We start from the raw sequence: 18,069 nt of genomic DNA on the forward strand, positions 1-18,069 counted from the left end.
CGTCAAGGCCGCCACCCAGAACGCCGTCGAGCTCATCCGCCGCGCGCTCCCGCTCGTCGCCGCCTCCGACAAGCCCTGCGCCTGCCAGTCCGCCCTCTCCCTCGCCATCTGGTCCGATCGCTCCCGCATCCCGCAGGACGCCCGAGAGCGCCTCGCCCCCATCCTCGGCAAGTACCTCGCGTAGAGGCCTGTGGCAGGCACCGGCGCCGCGGCCCGTGTGACCTGACGGGCACGGGTCACGGGTGAGCGTCCTGGCTCGCCGCGCTCGCGACCGAGCCGACCCCGATCCCGACGGATCACGGGGCGAGGGTGCACGGGCCGCGGGACGCGGCTCACGGCTCACGGAGAAGCCGGTGACGGTGACGGTGACGGGCACGGGCCCGCGTCCGCGGAGCTGCGTTCGCCACGCGCTCCCACCGCGGGCGAGCGCCGCCACGCGCCGCGCGCCTCGGCGAGGCAGCGGTTGCGCGGGGCGCGGGCCTCCGAGAGATCCCGGGCGTGGCCGCGCCGACCGCCCCCGCGCCGATGCTCGCCCGCCTGGAGGACGACCTCCCGGTGGGCGCCTGGTCGTATGAGCCGAAGTGGGACGGCTTCCGCTGCCTCGCCGAGGCGCGCGGCGGCGCGGTGATCCTGCACTCCCGCCACGGCCGGCCGCTCGAGCGATACTTCCCCGAGGTCGCCGAGGCGGTCGCGGTGCTCGGGGGGGAGGCGATCCTCGACGGCGAGATCCTCGTGCGCGGTCCGGGCGGCGGCCCCGACTTCGGCGCGCTCCTCGCGCGCATGCACCCGGCCGCCTCGCGCGTGGCGCGCCTCCGTCGCGAGACCCCCGCCCTGTTCGTCGCGTTCGACGTCCTCGCCGCGGCCGGCGAGCGGCTCGAGGCGGCCTCGTTTCGGGCTCGACGCGCGCGGCTGGAGGCGCTCCTCCGGTCGCCGCCGCCGGGGATGCTCCTCACGCCCTCCACGCGCGACCTCGCCGTCGCGCGCCGCTGGCTCGCTGCCGCCGGGGAGGCGGGGATCGACGGCGTCGTCGCGAAGCCGGACGCCGCGCCGTACCAGCCCGGGCGGCGCGCGCTCGTGAAGGTGAAGCCGATCCGCACCGCCGACTGCGTGGTCGCGGGGTTCCGGACCTACGCGGGCGAGCCGGCGGTCGCGTCGGTCCTGCTCGCTCTCTGGGACGGGGCGGTCCTGCGTCACGTGGGCGTCTGCTCGCAGCTCGTCGAGCGGGAACGGCGGCGCCTGTTCGCGGTGCTCGCCGCCCGGGCGGTGCCGCTCGAGCGCCACCCGTGGGCGCGCGGGTTCAACGTCGATCGGAGCCCGGTGGGACGGCTCGGCGGCTCCGCGGGGCGCTGGGATCCGGAGACGATGCCGCTCGACTGGACGCCGCTCGCGCCGGACCTCGTGTGCGAGGTCGCCTATGACCGGTGCGACGGCGGCCGCTTCCGCCACCCCGCCCGCCTGCTCCGGTGGCGACCCGACCGCGTGGCGACGTCCTGCACGATCGATCAGCTCGCCCCCGTCGCGGCCACGCCCCCGTCGCGCCCATGACCGCCGCCGCCGTGCTGGAGCTCGCGGTCGGCGGGCGGGCGCTCCGGATCTCGCGGCCGGACAAGGTCCTCTATCCCGCGACGGGGTTCACGAAGCGCGATCTGGCCGCGTACCTGGTCGCGGTGGCGTCCGCACTCCTGCCGCACCTCGCCGGCCGCGCCGTGGCGCTCGCGCGCTTCCCCGACGGCGTCGCGGGCGGGTACTGGTTCCAGGCGAACTGCCCGGCCGGCAAGCCGGACTGGATCCCCGTCGCCGAGGTGCACGGGACGCGCGGTCAGCTCCTGCGGTACTGCCGGCTGGAGGAGGCCGCGGCGCTCGCGTGGGTCGCGGGGATGGCGGCGATCGAGCTGCACCCGTTCCTCGCCCGCGCCGACCGCCCCGGCGCGCCCACCGCCCTCGTCTTCGACCTCGATCCGGCGCCGCCGGCGGGCGTGCTCGACGCGGCGCGCGCGGCGCTCGACGTCCGCCGCCTCCTCGGGCGCGCCGGCCTCGCCGGGCTCGCCAAGACCTCGGGCGCCTCGGGGGTGCACGTGTTCGTCCCGCTCGACGCGACCGCTACGTTCGAGGACGCGAAGGCGTTCGTCCGATCGGCCGCGGAGGCGCTCGCGGCGGACGCGCCGGATCGGTTCGCGACGCGCCTGGGACGCGCCGGGCGCGCGGGCAAGGTGCTCGTGGACTGGCGCCAGAACGCGGGCGGGCTCCAGATGGTGGCGCCGTACTCGCTCCGCGGTACGCCGCTCCCGAGCGTCTCCACCCCGCTGGCGTGGGCGGAGGTGGAGGAGTCCGTCCGGTCGGGGGACCCCGCACGGCTCGCCTTCGGGCCGGCCGAGGTCCTCGCGCGCGTCGAGCGCGAAGGCGACCTGTTCGCGCCCGTGCTCGAGGGAGGGCAGCGGCTGCCGCCGGTCGACGGCGCCGCGCCCGGGGGATGAGCGCGCCGCCCCCGAACCCCAACACCGAACCCCGAACCCGAACCCCGCCCCCGAACCCCCCCGGAGCAGGCGGCACGCACGGGACCGCGGGTTGACGGGCACGCGAGCGGGTCCGTTCACGGGCACGCTGCACACGGGATGAGCACGACGGCGCGAGCCCCGCCGCCTGTCAGCCCCGCGTGCTACCGAGCGCTCCGTGACGGACGCGCCGGGGAAGCGGTGGGTGGAGGCGGCGGTGGACGAGCAGGGGGCGGCGACCCTCGAGGCGGCGCTGCGGCTGCACCCGCTCGCGGCGCGGATCCTCGCGGCGCGCGGTCACGCCGACCCCGCGGAGGCGGAGGCGTTCCTGGCGGCGCGGCTCGCCGATCTGCCCGACCCGTTCACGATGAAGGGGATGGCCGCCGCGGTGGACCGGCTCGTTCGCGCCGTGGACGCGAAGGAGCGGATCGCGTGCTACGGCGACTACGACGTCGACGGCGTGACCTCGACCGTGCTCCTCGCCGGCTTCCTCCGCGCGGTGGGCGCCGACGTGGTGACCTACACGCCGCACCGATTGGTGGAGGGCTACGGGCTCAACCGCGACGCCGTGGCGAAGCTGGCCGCCGACGGCGTGAGGCTCCTCGTCACCGTGGACTGCGGGATCACGAGCGTCGAGGAGGTGCGGGTCGCGACCGCGCTCGGCGTCGAGACCGTCGTGGTGGATCACCACACGGTCCCGGTCGAGCTGCCTCAGGCGATCGCGATCCTGAACCCGCACCAGCCCGGCTGCGGGTATCCCTCGAAGGACCTCGCCGCGGTCGGCGTGACCTTCGCCCTCGTGATGGCGCTGCGACGGCGGCTGCGAGAGCGCGGCGCGTTCGGCGCGGGGCGAGCGGAGCCGAACCTGAAGGAGGCGCTCGATCTCGTCGCGCTCGGCACCGTGGCCGACGTGGTCCCGCTCGTGGACGCGAACCGGATCCTGGTCCGCTCGGGGCTCGAGGTCCTCGCCCGCTCGCGGCGGCCCGGGCTCCGCGCCCTCAAGGCCGTCGCGGGGATCGCGGACGGCACGCCGATCACCGCGGGCCAGGTCGGGTTCCGCCTCGCGCCGCGCATCAACGCCGCCGGTCGCCTCGACGACGCCGGCCGCGGCGTGCGGCTCCTGCTCTCGACGGACGAGGGAGCGGCGCGCGCCCTCGCGGAGGAGCTCGACCGGGAGAACCAGGCCCGGCAGGAGATCGAGCGGCGGATCCTCGAGGAGGCGCTCGCCGACGCGCGCGAGCGCGTCGAGGCGGGCGCGCGCGGACTCGTCCTCGCGCGCGACGGCTGGCACCCCGGGGTGGTGGGGATCGTGGCGTCGCGCGTCGTCGAGCGGTTCCACCGCCCGGCGGTGCTGATCGCGCTGGACGGGACGGCCGGGAAGGGCAGCGGCCGCTCGATCGAAGGCTTCCACCTGTACGACGCGCTCGCCTCCTGCTCCGACCACCTCGCCCGGTTCGGCGGTCACCGCCACGCCGCGGGCGTCACCGTCGAGCGCGACCGCGTGGGCCCGTTCCGGGACGCGTTCGAGGCGTGCGCCGCCGAGCGGATCGCGGACGAGGACCTCGTCCCGCGGTGCCGGATCGACGGGTGGATCGACGACCGGGAGATCACGGACCGCGCCGCCGAGGACCTCGAGAAGCTCGGCCCCTTCGGCGCCGGGCACCCCGAGCCGGTCTTCGCCCTCCGCGCCGCCGCGGCGCGCGCCCGCACCGTCGGCGCGTCCGGCGCGCACCTCAAGCTGTCCCTCGGCGGCCGCGCCCTCGACGCCATCGGCTTCGGGATGGGGGATCGGCTCGCGCTCTGCAACCAGGGGCGCATCGACGCGGCGTTCGCGATGGGCTTCGACGAGTGGGACGGCCGCCGCAGGCTCCAGCTCAAGCTCCGGGACGTGCGGCCGAGCCGGTAAACCTATCCCCCCACCGCGACCACCACGCGGCCGCGGACCTTCCCGGCGAGGATCTTCTCGCTCCACGCCGGCACGTCGTCGAGCGGGATCTCGGTGGTGAGGGCGTCGAGGAGGTCCGCGGAGAGGTCGCGCACGACGCGGCTCCAGGCCCGCTCGCGGCGCTCCCGGGACACCATCACCGAGTCGATCCCGAGGAGGCGGACGCCGCGCAGGATGAACGGGAGCACCGTCACGGGCAGGTCGGTCCCGCCGGCGAGCCCGCAGGCCGCCACCGCGCCGCCGTACGCGGTCTGGCGGAGCACCGATCCGAGCACCGCGCCGCCGACCACGTCCACGCCGCCCGCCCAGGTCTCGGCCTCGAGCGGCCTCGTCATCGGCCTCGCCAGGTCGGCCCGGGGCACGATCCGCTTCGCGCCGAGCCGCTCCAGGAGCGCGTGCTCCTCGGGGCGGCCGGTCGAGGCGGCCACCTCGAACCCCGCGTGCGCGAGGAGGGCCACCGCTACGCTGCCGACGCCGCCCGCCGCGCCGGTCACCACGACCGGGCGGCCACCCGGCCGGACGCCGGCGTCGGCGAGGGCCTCGACGCACAGCGCCGCCGTGAGGCCCGCGGTCCCGACCGCCATGGCGCGGCGCGCCGTCAGCCCCTCGGGGACGGGGAGCGCCCAGGCGCTCCTCACCCGCGCCAGCCCGGCGTAGCCGCCGAACGAGGCCTCGCCGAGGCCCCAGCCCGTGACGAGCACCTCGTCGCCGGGGGAGAACGCGTCGCTCGACGACTCGATCACGGTCCCGGCGAGATCGATGCCGGGCACCATCGGCAGCTTGCGGAGCACCTTCCCCTTGCCCGTCACCGCCAGGCCGTCCTTGTAGTTCAGGCTCGAGTACCGGACCGCCACCGTGAGCTCGCCCGCGGGCAGATCGGCCGGGGTGAGCTCCTCGAAGCGGACGGAGCGGGAGCCGCCCTCCTCGCGGACGACGAGGGCGCGAAACGGCGAGCCGGGCGCGGGCTGGGGCATACGGACCTCCGGGGCCGGGGGAAGGTGCGCGGCCAGGCGCATCCTCCTGGGCCGCGCACGGGCGGTCCAGAGCCCGGATCAGGCAGGGTGCGGCGTGACCGAGGGGAGCGCCGGCGCGCCGCGGACGACGCTCCCGAGCGGCCGCCGGGCTCCCGGGCGGGCGAGAGGGGTCCCCCCCTTGCCTCTCTCGTCCGGCGGGCGGCCGGGCGAGCCCTGGACGTCTTGACCTTCGCGGTTTCCGAGTGTTAGCTGCCTCTCCCCACGTACGGAGGCAGCCTTTGCCGCGCTTCATCACCGAGCTCAAGCGGACCCATTCCTGCGGTGAACTGACCCGGACCGACGTCGGTAACGAGGTCGTCCTGTTCGGCTGGGTCAACAACCGGCGCGACCACGGCGGCGCGGTCTTCATCGACCTGCGGGACCGCGCGGGCGTCACCCAGGTGGTCTTCGAGCACGGCGTCCGGCCGGACGTGCACGACCTCGCCGGGCAGCTCCGCCTCGAGTACTGCGTGGGGATCCGCGGCAAGGTCGTCTCCCGCGGTGAGAACGCCAACCCGCGGCTCGCGACCGGCGAGATCGAGGTCCACGCGACCGATCTCGAGATCTTCAACCGCTGCGAGCCGACGCCGTTCCTCGTCGAGGACAAGATCGACACGAGCGAGGAGAAGCGGCTCCAGTACCGCTACCTCGACCTCCGCCGCGCGCCGCTCCAGAAGACGCTGATGACCCGGGCGAAGGTGAACCACCTCACCCGCAACTACTTCACCGACAGCAACTTCCTCGAGCTCGAGACGCCGTTCATGGGCAAGTACACGCCCGGCGGCGCCCGGAACTTCCTCGTCCCGTCCCGCCTCAACGCCGGCAAGTTCTACGCCCTCGCCGAGAGCCCGCAGCTCTACAAGCAGCTCTACATGGTCGCGGGCTTCGACCGGTACTTCCAGATCGTCCGGTGCTTCCGCGACGAGGACCTCCGGCTCGACCGCCAGCCCGAGTTCACCCAGATCGACGTCGAGATGTCGTTCGTCGAGCAGAACGACGTCTTCGAGGTGATCGAGGGGCTCATCGTGAAGCTCTGGAAGGAGGTCCTCGGGGTCGAGATCCCGCGGCCGTTCCTCCGGATGCCCTTCGACGAGTCGATGGCGAAGTACGGCAACGACAAGCCGGACCTCCGCTTCGACCTCCCGCACGTGGTCCTGACCGACGTCGTGGCGCAGCACGGCGGCGGGGGGGTGCCGCTCCTCAAGCAGGCGATCGAGGCGAAGGGGATCGTGAAGGGCCTGCGGGTCCCCGCCTCGGCGAGCTTCTCCCGCACCGAGATCGACAAGCTCGAGGAGTTCGTGAAGGGCATGGGCGCGAAGGGGCTCGCCCGCGCCAAGGTGGCCGAGGGCGGCGAGTGGACGCAGTCGCCCTTCGCGAAGACGATCACCGCCGAGCTCCGCCAGGCCATCAACCAGGCGATGGGGGCGAAGCCGGGCGACCTGCTCCTCTTCCAGTTCGGCAAGGAGGCGGTGGTCCACACGGTGATGGCGAACCTCCGCGTGCACCTCGCCAAGCGGATGGGGCTCATCCCCGAGTACGGCTCGGGCGGGCAGTGGCGGTTCCTCTGGGTGGTGGACCCGCCGCTCTTCGAGTACGACGAGGAGTCGAAGACGTGGGCCGCCGCGCACCACGCGTTCACGCGCCCGCGCGACCAGGACCTCCAGTACCTCGAGACGGATCCGGGGCGCGTCTACTGCTGGCGCTACGACCTCGTGCTGAACGGGTTCGAGATCGGCGGCGGCTCGATCCGCCTCCACGACCCGGTGGTGCAGGCCCGGGTCTTCAAGGCGATGGGGATCTCCGACGAGGAGGCGCGGAGCAAGTTCGGCTTCCTCCTCGACGCCCTCAAGATGGGCGCGCCGCCGCACGGCGGCATCGCGCTCGGCATGGACCGCCTCGTGATGCTCCTCACCGGCGCCGAGTCGCTCCGCGACGTGGTGGCCTGGCCGAAGACGCAGAAGGGCACCGATCTCATGACCGGCGCGCCCGGGGACGTGGACGCGAAGCAGCTCCGCGATCTGCACGTCAAGTCCACGGTCGAGCCCGGCAAGTAGCTGCGGCGCACGCTGCCTGCCTGCGCGGGGCAGACTCCTCCCTGCGCTGCTCGCCCTTCGACTCCGGCGCGCAGCGCGCGCCGGAGCCTGCCCTGAGCGGAGCTGCCGCAGACAGCGGAGTCGAAGGGCTCAGGGCGAACGGAGCTTCGAATTGCCTGCGCTGCTCGCTCGTCGTGTGCCCACGCTCGGCGACGGCATCGTGTGCCTCGCGACGCGGGGGAGGGCCGCGGCCCACACGCGTCACGCGGCCCCGCGGTCGAGGCGGCCGTGCGCCCCGACGGGGCGCGCGCCCGCGTTTTGCCGACGCGCCGCGCCGTCCGCGCTACGCTCGCGCGGGGGACGCCCGCGTGGACTACGACGTCGTCATCGTCGGCGGAGGCGTGAACGGGACCGGCACCGCGCGCGACTGCGCGATGCGCGGGCTCCGGGTGCTGCTCCTCGAGAAGGCCGACTTCGGCGTCGGCGCGAGCGGCAACAGCTCGGGGATGATCCACGGCGGCATCCGCTACATGCTGTCGGACCGCCGCGTCACGGCGCTCGCCTGCCGCGACTCCGGCGCCATCCAGCGGATCGCGCCGCACCTGCTGTTCCGGATCCCGTTCATCATGCCGTTCACCTCGCGCCGCGACGGGGCGACGCTCCGCGAGCGGGCGGCCTTCTACGCGACCGAGGTCTACGTCGGGACCTACGACCGCTACCAGCCGCTCAAGTCCGGGAAGCCCTCGACCCGCCTCCGCGCCGACGAGCTGTACCGGCTCGAGCCCGGCCTCCGGCCCGGGCTGCACGGCGCCGTGACGCTCGACGAGTGGGGCATCGACCCGTACCGGCTGTGCGCGCTGAACGCCGTCGCCGCCCGCGGCTACGGGGCGACGCTCCGGACCTGGACCGAGGTGCGCCAGGTGCTCGCCGACGGCGGCCGGGTCCGCGGGGTGCGCTGGCGCGACGTCCTCACCGGCGAGGAGGGCGAGGCGCTCGCGCCGGTGGTGTTCAACGCCGCCGGCGCGTGGTCGCCGGCCCTCGCCCGCGCGAGCGGCGTGGACGTCCCGATGCGGCCGGGGAAGGGCGTCCACCTCACCCTCGACCGGCGGTACTCGAGCTACGGCGTGATCCTGACCGCGGTGGACGGGCGGCAGATGTTCCTCATGCCGCACGGGAGCGAGTCGATCATCGGCACCACCGACGACGACTACTACGGCGATCCGGACGACCTCGAGGCGACGAACGACGAGATCGAGTACCTCCTCGAGGGCGCCGCGTCCCTCGTCCCCGGGGTCCGCCGGGCCCGGATCACCCGCGCCTGGTGCGGCCTCCGCACGACCGTCCGCGCGTGGGGACGGTACGAGGACGCCCTCTCCCGCGAGCACCAGCTCCTCGACGGCGCGCCGGACGGCGCCGCGGGGCTGCTCTCCATCGTCGGCGGGAAGCTCGCGTCCTACCGCGCCCAGGCGCAGGAGGCGACCGATCGGATCGAGCGCCTCCTCGGCCGGCCCGTGACGCCGTGCCGGACGCACGAGGTGCCGCTCCCGGGCGGCGACGCGGTCCCGGATCCCGCCGCCCTCGCGCGCGAGCTCCCCGTCGCGCCGCCCGTCGCGGCGGGGATCGTGCACCGGCACGGGAGCCGCGCGCGCGACGTCCTCGCCCTCGTCCGCGACGACCCGCGCCTCGGCCTGGTCGTCTGCCGCGACGCGGGGCTCCTCGCCGCCGAGGTCGTGTACTGCTGCCGCCACGAGGAGGTGCGCCGGCTCCAGGACCTGCGCCGCCGCTGCCGCCTCGCGGTCGGGGGCTGCGGCGGCCTCGACTGCGCCCGCCTCGGCGCGCAGCTCGCGGGGCGGACGCTGTCCTGGTCGGCGGACCGGATCCGCGCCGAGCTCGCGGACCTCCTCGACGCCGGCTGGCGCGAGCGGCGACCGGTGCTCGACGGGGTGCAGCTCGCGCAGGAGGAGCTGCTCCGCGCCGCGCACGGCCTCGTGGAGGTCGCGTGACGCCAACGCCGGGCCTGCTCGAGGTGGACGTGCTCGTGATCGGCGCCGGGATGGCCGGGGCCATGGCGGCCCTCGCGGCCCGCGACGCCGGCGCGACCGTGGCCGTGGCGAGCCGGGCCCCGGGCGCGACGGCCCTCTCCTCGGGGGCCGTCGGCGTCGCGCCGGACCCCACCGCCTCGCCCGACGAGCCGCTCGCCTGGCTCCGCGCGCCGGTCGAGGCGGCGCGCCGGCTCGCCGCCCGGCGCCCCGATCACCCGTACGCGGCCGTGGGCGTCGCCGGCCTCTGGCGCCTCGGCGAGGCGCTGCGGTTCGCGGCGCGCCAGCTCGAGCCGCTCCTCGCCCCGCCCCTCGAGCGGCCGCGCCTCCTCGCGACGCCCGCCGGGAACGCGGTCCGCGCGGCGCTGTGCCAGCGCTCGATGGACGCGGGCGATCTCCTCGCGGTGCGCGGGCCGCTCCTGGTGTGCGGCTTCGCCGGCCACCTCGCCTTCGACGCCGCGCTCGTCGCGGCGGGGCTCGCGCGCTACACGCCCCGCGGCGGCCCCGAGGTGGGCGACGCGGAGGTCGCGCTCCCGTTCGACGATCCCGCCGCCCGGCCGCACGAGCTCGCCCGGGCGCTCGAGCCGCCGGGGGCCGCCGAGCGGCTCGGCGAGGCGCTCCGGATCCCCGCCGGCGCCCTGGGGGCGGGCGCGATCCTGCTGCCGCCCGTGCTGGGGCTCGACCCCGCGGCGCGCGTCCCCGAGCGGATCGCCGCCGCGGCGGGGATGCCGGTCGCGGAGACGCTCTCGGATGTCCCGAGCGTGCCCGGGCTCCGGCTCCACGCGGCCCTCGAGGCGCGGCTCCGGGTCGCGGGCGTGGCGCGCGTCACCGGCGAGGCGGCCGGTGCGCCGGCCCCCGGCCGAGCGGTGGAGATCGGCGGGACCGTGGTGCGGGCGGAGACCTGGATCCTCGCCAGCGGCCGGTTCGTGGGAGGCGGCATCGCCCGGCGGGGCGCGCTCGTCGAGCCCGCGCTGGGGCTGCCGGTCCAGGCCGCCGAGGGGCGCGAGGCCGGCGTGCACCTCGCGAGGCGCCCCGCCGCGTCGCTCACGGTCCGCGATCGCCGGGCTCCGCAGCCGCTCCTCTCGGCCGGGCTCCGGGTGGACGCGGCGCTGCGGCCGGTCGACGACCGGGGGCGACCGGTCCACCCGCGCCTGCTGGCCGCCGGGGCGGTCATCGGGGGGCACGAGCAGGCCACCGACGGCAGCGGCCTCGGGGTCGCCATCCTCACCGGCTTCCTCGCGGGGCGCGCCGCGGCGAGGAGGGGCGCGTGACCTTCGGCGCGATGGCGTACCTCGCCTACCGGGCCATCGTCGCGCACCCGCTCAAGCGCCTCCTCCGCCAGCGCGGCACGGGTGAGGCGCGCTTCCGGGCGGCGTACGAGACGGAGGGGCTCGCGCCGACGACCGAGGCGGACCGCGCGATCGGGCTCGAGGCGCAGGCCTGCATCGCGTGCGGCCTGTGCGAGACCGGCTGCGCGCTCGCGGCGGCCGACCCCGCGATCCGGGCGCTCGGGCTGCACGCGGCGTTCCGGCTCTACGGCCGGAACCCCGCCGAGCTCCCCCTCGCGGCCGGGGCCCTCGAAGCCTGCGCCGGGTGCACCGGGTGCGAGGCGCTCTGCCCGACCGGCGTGCCGATCACGCGCGTGGTGGGGGCCCTCGCGAGGAGGGCCCACGGAGCCCGACCGGGCAGCCCCCGTGAACCGTCACCGTCACCGGCCGCGCGTGACCCGTGAGCCGCGATCCCGTGGCCCGTGGCCCGTGGCCCGTGATCCGACGGAGAGACGGGCCACGGGAGGCGGGACACGGGAGGCGGCGCACGGGGGATCGGTCACGGTCACGGGTACGGTCACGGGTACGGTCACGGGTACGGGTACGGGTACGGGTACGGGTCGCCGCCTGAAGCTCTGGTATCCTCCCCCCGGTGAAGCCCTATCTCATCGTCAACCCCGCGAGCGCCGCGGGGCGGACCGGCCGGCACTTCGACGCGATCGCCCGGGCGGTGCACGCCAGCGTGGGGGCGTTCGAGTGCGCCTTCACGAAGGCGCGCGGGGACGGGGTGCGGCTCGCCCGGGAGGCCCGCGACGCCGGGGCGGAGCTGATCGTCGCCGTGGGCGGCGACGGCACCGCGAGCGAGGTGATCGACGGGCTCGTCGGGGGGGCGCCGCGCGCCGGCGGGCCGCTCTTCGGGTTCATCCCGCGGGGCACCGGCGGCGACCTCCGCCGCGCGCTCGGGCTCGCCGGGGACGTCGCCTCCGCGGCGCGGACCCTCGCGCGGGGCAGCGAGGCGGTGCTCGATCTGGGGCGCATCACCTTCGCCGGGCCCGACGGGGCGCGCCAGGTCCGCCACTTCGCGAACGTGGCCGGCTTCGGCGTGTCCGGCGTGGTCTCGGCCGCGGTGAACCGGGGCCTGAAGCTCCCCTCCGGGAGGCTCTCGTTCATGCTGGCGAGCGCGCGGGCGCTGCTCACCTGGTCGGACCGACCGGTCCGGTGGCGCGCCGACGAGGGGCCCTGGCAGGAGGAGCGGCTCACCGCGCTCTCCGTGTGCAACGGGCGCTACTTCGGGGGCGGGATGCAGGTCGCGCCGGACGCGCGGATGGACGACGGCCTCTTCGACGTGGTGGTCTGGAAGGGGCTCGATCTCGTGGACTTCGTCGGCAAGCGGCGGATGCTGTACGACGGCACGCACGTGGAGCTCCCGAACACCCGCGTGCTCCGCGCACGGACCGTGGAGGCCGAGCCGCTCGAGGGCGCGGAGATCCCGCTCGACGTGGACGGCGAGGCGCCCGGGGTCCTGCCGGCCCGCTTCGAGATCCTGCCCGGGGCGCTGCGGATCCGCGTGGGGCCCTGATCTCGCCGGACGGGCCCCGCGGGCACTACCATGGCCACCATGATCCCCACGCTCGTCGCTGCTGCCCTGCTCGTCGCCGCCGGCGCCGCCCCCGGCGGGAGCGCCGCCTCGCCGGTGGTCCGTCACGAGGAGGCGCCCGCCGCCGCGCCGCGGAGCCTCGCGGGTCCCGCGGACGTCGCCGCGGTGTGCGAGGCCCTCACGCCGCCGGAGCGGCTCCGCGCCAAGGGGGACGCCCTCGAGCGCGGGGAGCAGGAGCAACGGCAGGCGGACGCCCGGGACGACGCGCTCGCCGCGCGCTACGCGGTGACGGTCCCGGCGGCCCGGCTCGCCTTCGCGCCGTACGACGGCCCCGAGCGGCGGCTCGCCCTCGCGGAGCCGCTCGCGATCGAGGTCGGCCGCCGCGCGAAGCTCTGGACCGTCTCCGAGCGCGGCCTGCCCGTCGAGGTGGACGCCGCGGGCGCCCGGCGCATCCTCGACGCGCAGCGCGCGGGCCGGCTCGCGCTGGCGCTGACGTTCGACCTGCCCGACGACGCGGCGTGCGGCGCGGACCCGCGGCGCGGAGGGGCGGCGCTGCCGATCGACCCGGTGGACTGGCGGTGGATGGACGGCGACGCCCTCCTCGCGCGCGGCGGGGCGGGCGCCGACCGGCCGCTGGCCACCGCCGCGCAGGGCGCCAGGCCGAAGGTGGACGTGGGGGAGCCGATCGCCGGCCCGACCGCCGCGAAGCGGGCGGTGCTCGCGCGCGTCGGGGCGCTCGGCGCGTGCTACGCCGAGGCGCTCCGGAAGGACCCGGCCCTGGACGGCGTGCTCGTGGTGGAGCTGTCCGCCGCGACCGCGCCCGCCGTCGCCGCGGACTCGACTGGCTCCCCCGAGCTCGCCGCCTGCGTCGAGCGGGCGCTCGCGGGGCTCGCGACGCTCGAGCGCGGGAAGGCCGCGGTGCCGATCCGGTTCGAGCTGGTCGCGCCCGAGGGGGTGGCGGATGCGGCGTCCGCGGCCCCGGCGGCGAGCGCGGCGCCGCCGGCGGCGCGCTGATCGAGCGGGACGGCCGCCCACCCGCTCACCCGCTGGCGGATCCCGGCGGCGGCGGCCCTACGCGCAGCGCCAGTAGGCCGTCGCGACCAGCGTCCGCCGCTCCTTCACCTCGGACCGCTTCTTGAGGTCCGCGATGGCGCGGTCCTTCTCGCCGTAGCGCTGCGCCTCGAGGGCGCGCAGGTCGTCGAGTCGCCGCCGGTACTCGCGCTCGGCGCGCTCGAGCAGCGCGCGGCGGTCGCGGAGGGGCAGGTCGGATCGGTCGTGGAGCGCCGCGCGTGACTTGCTCCACGCGGCGCGCGCGTCCTCGACGGACCGCCGCGGCGCGGCGAGGGCGTCCTCGACGGAGCGATCCCAGCGATCCCGCGCGGCGTCGAAGGTGTCGCCGATGCGCGCCTGGAGATCGGCCAGGAGCTTCGTGTGGAGGGCCGCGAGCTCCTCCTCCTGGGCCAGCCCGATGGAGGCCGTCGCGGCGCGCGGGCCGCCTTGCGTCTCCTCCGCCGGGAGCGCCGCGAAGGCCTCCGCCTCCTCGGCGGGGAGCGCGTGGAACCGCTCGCCGTCGAACCAGAGCACGAGGTGCACGACCCGCTCCTCCGAGACGAGCGCGTCGAGCGTGTACTTGTAGGCGAACCACCAGCCCTCGCGGCCGGCGAGCATGCCGAGCGAGGCGGGGAGGGTGCGGTTCGGGATCGAGAGGAAGGAGACCGCGTCGTGCGGCCGGGCGCGGATCTTCGCGGCCGCCACCTGGACCAGCTTCGCGCGCTTCGAGCGCCCCTTCGCGGGCCCCTCCGGCACCGCCGGCGCGGGCGGCGCCTCCTCCTCGAAGGCCGCGGCGACGAGGGCCTCCTCCTCCGCCTCGCGCCGCGCCACCGCCTCCTTCGCCTTCTGCTCGGCGACCCGCAGCTTCGAGCGGACCTCGCCGTCGAACCGCTCGAAGAGGAGCGCCCGCGCCGCGGCGTACCGCGCGCTGATCCGATCGTCCAGCTCGGCCCGGAGCTCGTTGAACGCCGAGTCGATCTGCGAAGGGTCGCGGCACGACTGGTAGATGTCGAGGACCCGCTTCTCGAAGTCGATGCCGGTCCCGAGCGCGCCGAGGATCTCGTCCGACGAGCCGAACACCCCGTCGAACAGGGCGAGCTTCTGCGAGAGCAGGTCGTAGAGCCGCGCGTCGGCGGCGTTCGACCGGTTGAGGAAGTTCAGGACGAGCACGTCGCGCTGCTGGCCGTAGCGGTGGCACCGGCCGATGCGCTGCTCGACGCGCTGCGGGTTCCAGGGGAGGTCGTAGTTCACGACGAGGTTGCAGAACTGGAGGTTGAGCCCCTCCGCGCCCGCCTCGGTCATGAGCAGGATCTGGGTCTCGTTCCGGAACTGCTCCACCAGCGCGGCGCGCTTCTCCGTCCCGCTCACGTCGCCGGAGAGGCAGGTGCAGGAGTACCCCTTCGCCTCCAGGAGCCGCTTGAGGTAGTCGAGCGTCCGCCGGAACTCGGTGAAGACCACCGCCTTCTCGGGGAAGCCGCACGCCTTCGCCACCGTGAAGCACCGGTCGAGGCCGCGGACGAGGGCGTCGCCCTTCGCGTTCACCTTGATGGTGCGGGCGAGCTTCGCGCAGGCGCGGAGCTCCGCCAGCTCGTCGTTCATCCGCCGCAGGGCGAGCTGCCCCTTCGGGCGCCCACCCCGCGAGGGCTCGTCGAAGAGCTCCTCGACCTCCTCGGCGAAGCCGTCCATCTCGAGGAGCAGCTCGGCCTGGGCGGTGCACTCGACGCCGGCGATCCGCTGCTCGAGCGTGTCGGCGAGCCGGTCGAGCGTCGCCGCGAGGGCGAACGACGAGGAGGCGAGGATCTTCCGGTACACGAGGACGAACAGCGCCCGGCGCGCCACCGGGATGGCGCAGGCGTCCTCGCGCCGGAGGTAGTCGGAGACGCGGTCGTAGAGCTCCTGCTCCTCGGCCGTCGGCGCGAAGTCCTCCACGATGGAGCGCCGGGCCGTGAACTTCACGTACTCCTTCACCTGGCGTCGGAGCGTCCGGATCACCGCCGGCGCGAGGCGCGCCTTCAGGTCCGCCGCCTTGTCCTCGGTGAGCTCGCCCGAGGCGTACTGCAGCCGGAAGGCCTCCTCGTTTCCCAGGAGCGTGTCGTCGATGAACGTCGCGAGGCCGAGCAGCTCCATGAGGTCGTTCTGGAGCGGCGTCGCGGTGAGGAGGAGCTTCGGACACCTCCGGAGCGCCCTCCGCAGCGCCTGCCCGGTGCGGTGGTCCTTGCGGTACGCGTTCCGGAGCCGGTGGGCCTCGTCGATGATCGCGACGTCCCAGGGGACGCGCTCCACCTCGCTCGCGCGCATCGCGCCGAACGGGTGCGAGCAGATGACGATGCCGCCGGTGTCGAAGGGGTTGGTCTTGAGCCCCTGCTTCTCGCGCTCGCGGACCACGTCCCCGTCGATCACGTCGGCGTCGAGGCCGAACTTGGAGCGGAGCTCCTCGCGCCACTGCGCGCGGAGCGACGCCGGCACGAGGATGATCGCGCGCGCCTTGCCCTCGGCCGCGAGCTGCGCGAGGACGAGCCCCGCCTCGACGGTCTTGCCCAGCCCGACCTCGTCGGCGAGCACCGCGCCGCCGGTGGGCAGCGCCCCGAGCGCGAACGCGGCCGCCTCGATCTGGTGCGGGTTGAGGTCGACGGCGGAGTGGGCCAGCGCGGGGGCGAGCCGGGAGGTCCCGCCGCCGCCGCGCGCGGTGAGGGCCTCCGCCGCGATGCGCTGGTGGAACCGCGTGAGCGGGGTCTTCCCGCCCGCGACGGCACGCGACACGACCTGTGACACCCCGCCCATCCGCCACGCCTCCCGACCACCCACGGGGCGCCCACGCGCCCGCCGACACCCCGGTCCGCCCCGAGCCCGACGCCGGGCGAGACCGCCGGTATCCCTCGATACCGGCGGGGGTCACTGTAGCAGCAACTCGATCCGAGGGGCAGGGCGATGTGCCGCCGCCGACGACGCGATCTCGCGACCCGTCGGCGCCCGTCATCGTCAGCCCGCGTGCGCCTTGATCTGCTCGGCGAGGTAGTTCTGCACGCCCACCTGGTCCAGCAGCAGGAGCTGCGCCTCGAGGAAGTTGACGTGGTCCTCCTCGTCCTCGAGGACGTCCTCGAGGAGCTCCGCGGTCCCGTTGTCGCCGAGCTTCCGGCACAGCTCGATCCCGCGGTTCAGGACGGGGACGGCGCGCTTCTCGAGGTCGAGGTCGAGCCGGAGCTGCTCCGGGACGGTCTCGCCGACCGCGATGTTCCCGAGCCGCTGCAGGTTCGGCACGCCCTCGAGGTAGAGGATCCGCTCGATCACCTCGTCCGCGTGCTTCATCTCGTCGATCGACTCGGCGCGCCCCTTCTCGTGGAGCCGCTCGTAGCCCCAGTTCTCGCACATCTTCGCGTGCAGGAAGTACTGGTTGATCGCGGTGAGCTCGTTCGTGAGGACCTCGTTCAGCAGGTCGATCACCTGCGGGTCGCCCTTCATGTGCCCTCCGGTCGGCTGTCGGTCCCGGAGTCTTGCCGCGGCGGCACGGGACTCCTCTCGGCCCGGAAGGGGCGCGACCCGGCCAGGCGACGACGGCGACGACCCGGCTCGAGCGGTGTCGCGATCAGGCCGCGTCCTGCTTCGCGGTCGCCGCGGCCGGTCGCTCGGCGCCCTTCGCCGCGGCGCGCGCCTCGGCGACGATCCGGGCGACCGCGAGCCGGCAGGAGCCGCAGCCCGAGCCCGCCCCGGTGCGCCGGAACACCTCGTCGAGGGAATGACCGGCGGCCGCCTCGCGGCGGATCCGCCGGTCGGTGACCCCTTTGCACAAGCAGACGATCACGGCGTGCTCTCCGATGCGCGCCGCTCCCCGGCGCCAGACGAAAGTGATATGCATTATCAATATCAGGGCCTCGGGGCGAAGGCAAGGGTCGGAGGCAAGGGGCGGAGGCAAGGGGCCCCGCGCGGCGACAGGGGACGCTGCGCGTCTCGAGCGCCGCCCCACTCCGCGAAGCGGGGTCCGCGCCGGTCGCCCACGGGATCCCTTCGGGGCTCCCCGCGTGGCCCGTCGAGCGCGCCGCGCTCACGTCTAGCATGTCGCCACCGCGGGAGGCACGACGCCTCGTCGGCCGCGGGGACGAGAGGGGTGGACGCCCATGAAGACGCTGGAGTGGAACAAGATCTGCTGCCCGGTGGACTTCTCGGAGCCCGCGCGGACCGGGCTGCGCGTGGCCGTGGACCTGTGCCGTCGCCTCGGCTCCGAGCTCGTGCTGCTGCACTCGACCGGCGTCAGCAAGATCGCGCAGGAGCTCCCGCCCGCCCCCGACGAGGCGCCGCTCGCCGCGCTCGAGGAGGAGGCCCGGCGCCTCGGCGCGCCTCGCGTGACGGTGGCCGAGGTCGCGGGGCTGCCCGAGGTCGCGATCATCGACTACGCCGGCGCGAACGGGATCGATCTCATCGTGATGGGGACCCACGGACGCGTGGATCGCGAGCAGATGCTCACGGGCTCGGTCTCGGCGGGGGTCGTCCGGAGCGCCGCCTGCCCGGTGCTCATCGTCCACCCGGGGTGGAGGGAGTAGCCGAGGAGCAGCGCCTGGGGGGGTGAGGGCCCCGCCTCTCCGCCGGGGCCCCCGCCTCGCAGCGCTCCGCATGACCCGCTCCGCGCGCGCGCCGAGG

14 protein-coding genes and 1 pseudogene are annotated in these 18,069 nt (G+C 75.6%); 11 read left to right on the top strand and 4 right to left on the bottom strand.

The window, feature by feature from the left end; translation table 11 throughout:
* The 4 genes and pseudogenes from MNZ27_RS15810 to recJ all read left to right on the top strand — a co-directional run.
* A pseudogene (locus MNZ27_RS15810) lies at positions 1–184 on the top strand (S-methyl-5'-thioadenosine phosphorylase); the annotation flags it as partial.
* A gap of 314 nt (positions 185–498) precedes the next feature.
* Entirely contained in the window at positions 499–1,545 is a 1,047-nt protein-coding gene (locus MNZ27_RS15815; RefSeq protein WP_242395057.1) for an ATP-dependent DNA ligase, read from the top strand.
* A complete protein-coding gene (gene ligD / locus MNZ27_RS15820; RefSeq protein WP_242395058.1) occupies positions 1,542–2,474 on the top strand; it encodes a non-homologous end-joining DNA ligase in 933 nt (310 codons plus the stop codon). Before MNZ27_RS15815 ends, ligD begins: the two co-directional genes overlap by 4 nt.
* Positions 2,475–2,670: 196 nt before the next feature.
* Positions 2,671–4,398, top strand: coding sequence for a single-stranded-DNA-specific exonuclease RecJ (gene recJ / locus MNZ27_RS15825; protein WP_242395059.1), 1,728 nt, complete (start codon positions 2,671–2,673; stop codon positions 4,396–4,398).
* Between the two features lie 2 nt (positions 4,399–4,400).
* Here the strand turns inward: recJ and MNZ27_RS15830 are convergent, their stop codons facing one another.
* Positions 4,401–5,411: an MDR family oxidoreductase gene (locus tag MNZ27_RS15830; RefSeq protein WP_242395060.1), complete on the bottom strand. Its 1,011-nt coding sequence runs from the start codon at positions 5,409–5,411 to the stop codon at positions 4,401–4,403.
* Between the two features lie 278 nt (positions 5,412–5,689).
* Here MNZ27_RS15830 and aspS point away from each other — a divergent pair, with 278 nt between their 5' ends.
* From aspS to MNZ27_RS15860, 6 genes are all read left to right on the top strand, one after another.
* On the top strand, positions 5,690–7,504 hold the full coding sequence (aspS, locus tag MNZ27_RS15835) for an aspartate--tRNA ligase (RefSeq protein ID WP_242395061.1): 1,815 nt from the start codon (positions 5,690–5,692) through the stop codon (positions 7,502–7,504).
* A gap of 347 nt (positions 7,505–7,851) precedes the next feature.
* Complete coding sequence (locus MNZ27_RS15840) at positions 7,852–9,486, top strand: glycerol-3-phosphate dehydrogenase/oxidase (RefSeq protein WP_242395062.1); 1,635 nt, start codon at positions 7,852–7,854, stop codon at positions 9,484–9,486.
* Positions 9,483–10,793 (top strand): anaerobic glycerol-3-phosphate dehydrogenase subunit B, encoded by a 1,311-nt coding sequence (locus MNZ27_RS15845; RefSeq protein WP_242395063.1) that lies wholly within the window; start codon positions 9,483–9,485, stop codon positions 10,791–10,793. The genes MNZ27_RS15840 and MNZ27_RS15845 overlap by 4 nt, the downstream gene beginning before the upstream one ends.
* Positions 10,790–11,254 (top strand): 4Fe-4S dicluster domain-containing protein, encoded by a 465-nt coding sequence (locus MNZ27_RS15850; protein WP_242395064.1) that lies wholly within the window; start codon positions 10,790–10,792, stop codon positions 11,252–11,254. The genes MNZ27_RS15845 and MNZ27_RS15850 overlap by 4 nt, the downstream gene beginning before the upstream one ends.
* A 188-nt stretch (positions 11,255–11,442) precedes the next feature.
* Positions 11,443–12,369, top strand: a complete 927-nt coding sequence (locus MNZ27_RS15855) for a diacylglycerol/lipid kinase family protein (RefSeq protein WP_242395065.1) — start codon at positions 11,443–11,445, stop codon at positions 12,367–12,369.
* 39 nt (positions 12,370–12,408) lie between these two features.
* Positions 12,409–13,401, top strand: a complete 993-nt coding sequence (locus MNZ27_RS15860; protein ID WP_242395066.1) for a hypothetical protein — start codon at positions 12,409–12,411, stop codon at positions 13,399–13,401.
* Positions 13,402–13,458: 57 nt separating this feature from the next.
* Here the strand turns inward: MNZ27_RS15860 and MNZ27_RS15865 are convergent, their stop codons facing one another.
* The 3 genes from MNZ27_RS15865 to MNZ27_RS15875 all read right to left on the bottom strand — a co-directional run bounded on the left by MNZ27_RS15865 (position 13,459) and on the right by MNZ27_RS15875 (position 17,236).
* Positions 13,459–16,218, bottom strand: a complete 2,760-nt coding sequence (locus MNZ27_RS15865; protein WP_242395067.1) for an SNF2-related protein — start codon at positions 16,216–16,218, stop codon at positions 13,459–13,461.
* A 198-nt stretch (positions 16,219–16,416) separates the two neighbouring features.
* The gene (gene bfr / locus MNZ27_RS15870) at positions 16,417–16,896 is read right to left on the bottom strand and encodes a bacterioferritin (protein ID WP_242395068.1); all 480 of its coding nucleotides are present in this window, start codon (positions 16,894–16,896) and stop codon (positions 16,417–16,419) included.
* A gap of 124 nt (positions 16,897–17,020) precedes the next feature.
* A complete protein-coding gene (locus MNZ27_RS15875; protein WP_242395069.1) occupies positions 17,021–17,236 on the bottom strand; it encodes a (2Fe-2S)-binding protein in 216 nt (71 codons plus the stop codon).
* Between the two features lie 313 nt (positions 17,237–17,549).
* Here MNZ27_RS15875 and MNZ27_RS15880 point away from each other — a divergent pair, with 313 nt between their 5' ends.
* The gene (locus tag MNZ27_RS15880) at positions 17,550–17,972 is read left to right on the top strand and encodes a universal stress protein (RefSeq protein ID WP_242395070.1); all 423 of its coding nucleotides are present in this window, start codon (positions 17,550–17,552) and stop codon (positions 17,970–17,972) included.
* Positions 17,973–18,069 lie beyond the last annotated feature (97 nt).

The organism is Anaeromyxobacter oryzisoli, from assembly GCF_022690765.1.
GTDB lineage: Bacteria > Myxococcota > Myxococcia > Myxococcales > Anaeromyxobacteraceae > Anaeromyxobacter > Anaeromyxobacter oryzisoli.

Bases quoted from the DNA above. Each gene is read 5' to 3' on its own strand.
- MNZ27_RS15830 (WP_242395060.1), bottom strand. From the start codon at position 5,411: ATGCCCCAGCCCGCGCCCGGCTCGCCGTTTCGCGCCCTCGTCGTCCGC.
- MNZ27_RS15865 (WP_242395067.1), bottom strand. From the start codon at position 16,218: ATGGGCGGGGTGTCACAGGTCGTGTCGCGTGCCGTCGCGGGCGGGAAG.
- MNZ27_RS15880 (WP_242395070.1), top strand. From the start codon at position 17,550: ATGAAGACGCTGGAGTGGAACAAGATCTGCTGCCCGGTGGACTTCTCG.
- ligD (WP_242395058.1), top strand. From the start codon at position 1,542: ATGACCGCCGCCGCCGTGCTGGAGCTCGCGGTCGGCGGGCGGGCGCTC.
- MNZ27_RS15860 (WP_242395066.1), top strand. From the start codon at position 12,409: ATGATCCCCACGCTCGTCGCTGCTGCCCTGCTCGTCGCCGCCGGCGCC.
- bfr (WP_242395068.1), bottom strand. From the start codon at position 16,896: ATGAAGGGCGACCCGCAGGTGATCGACCTGCTGAACGAGGTCCTCACG.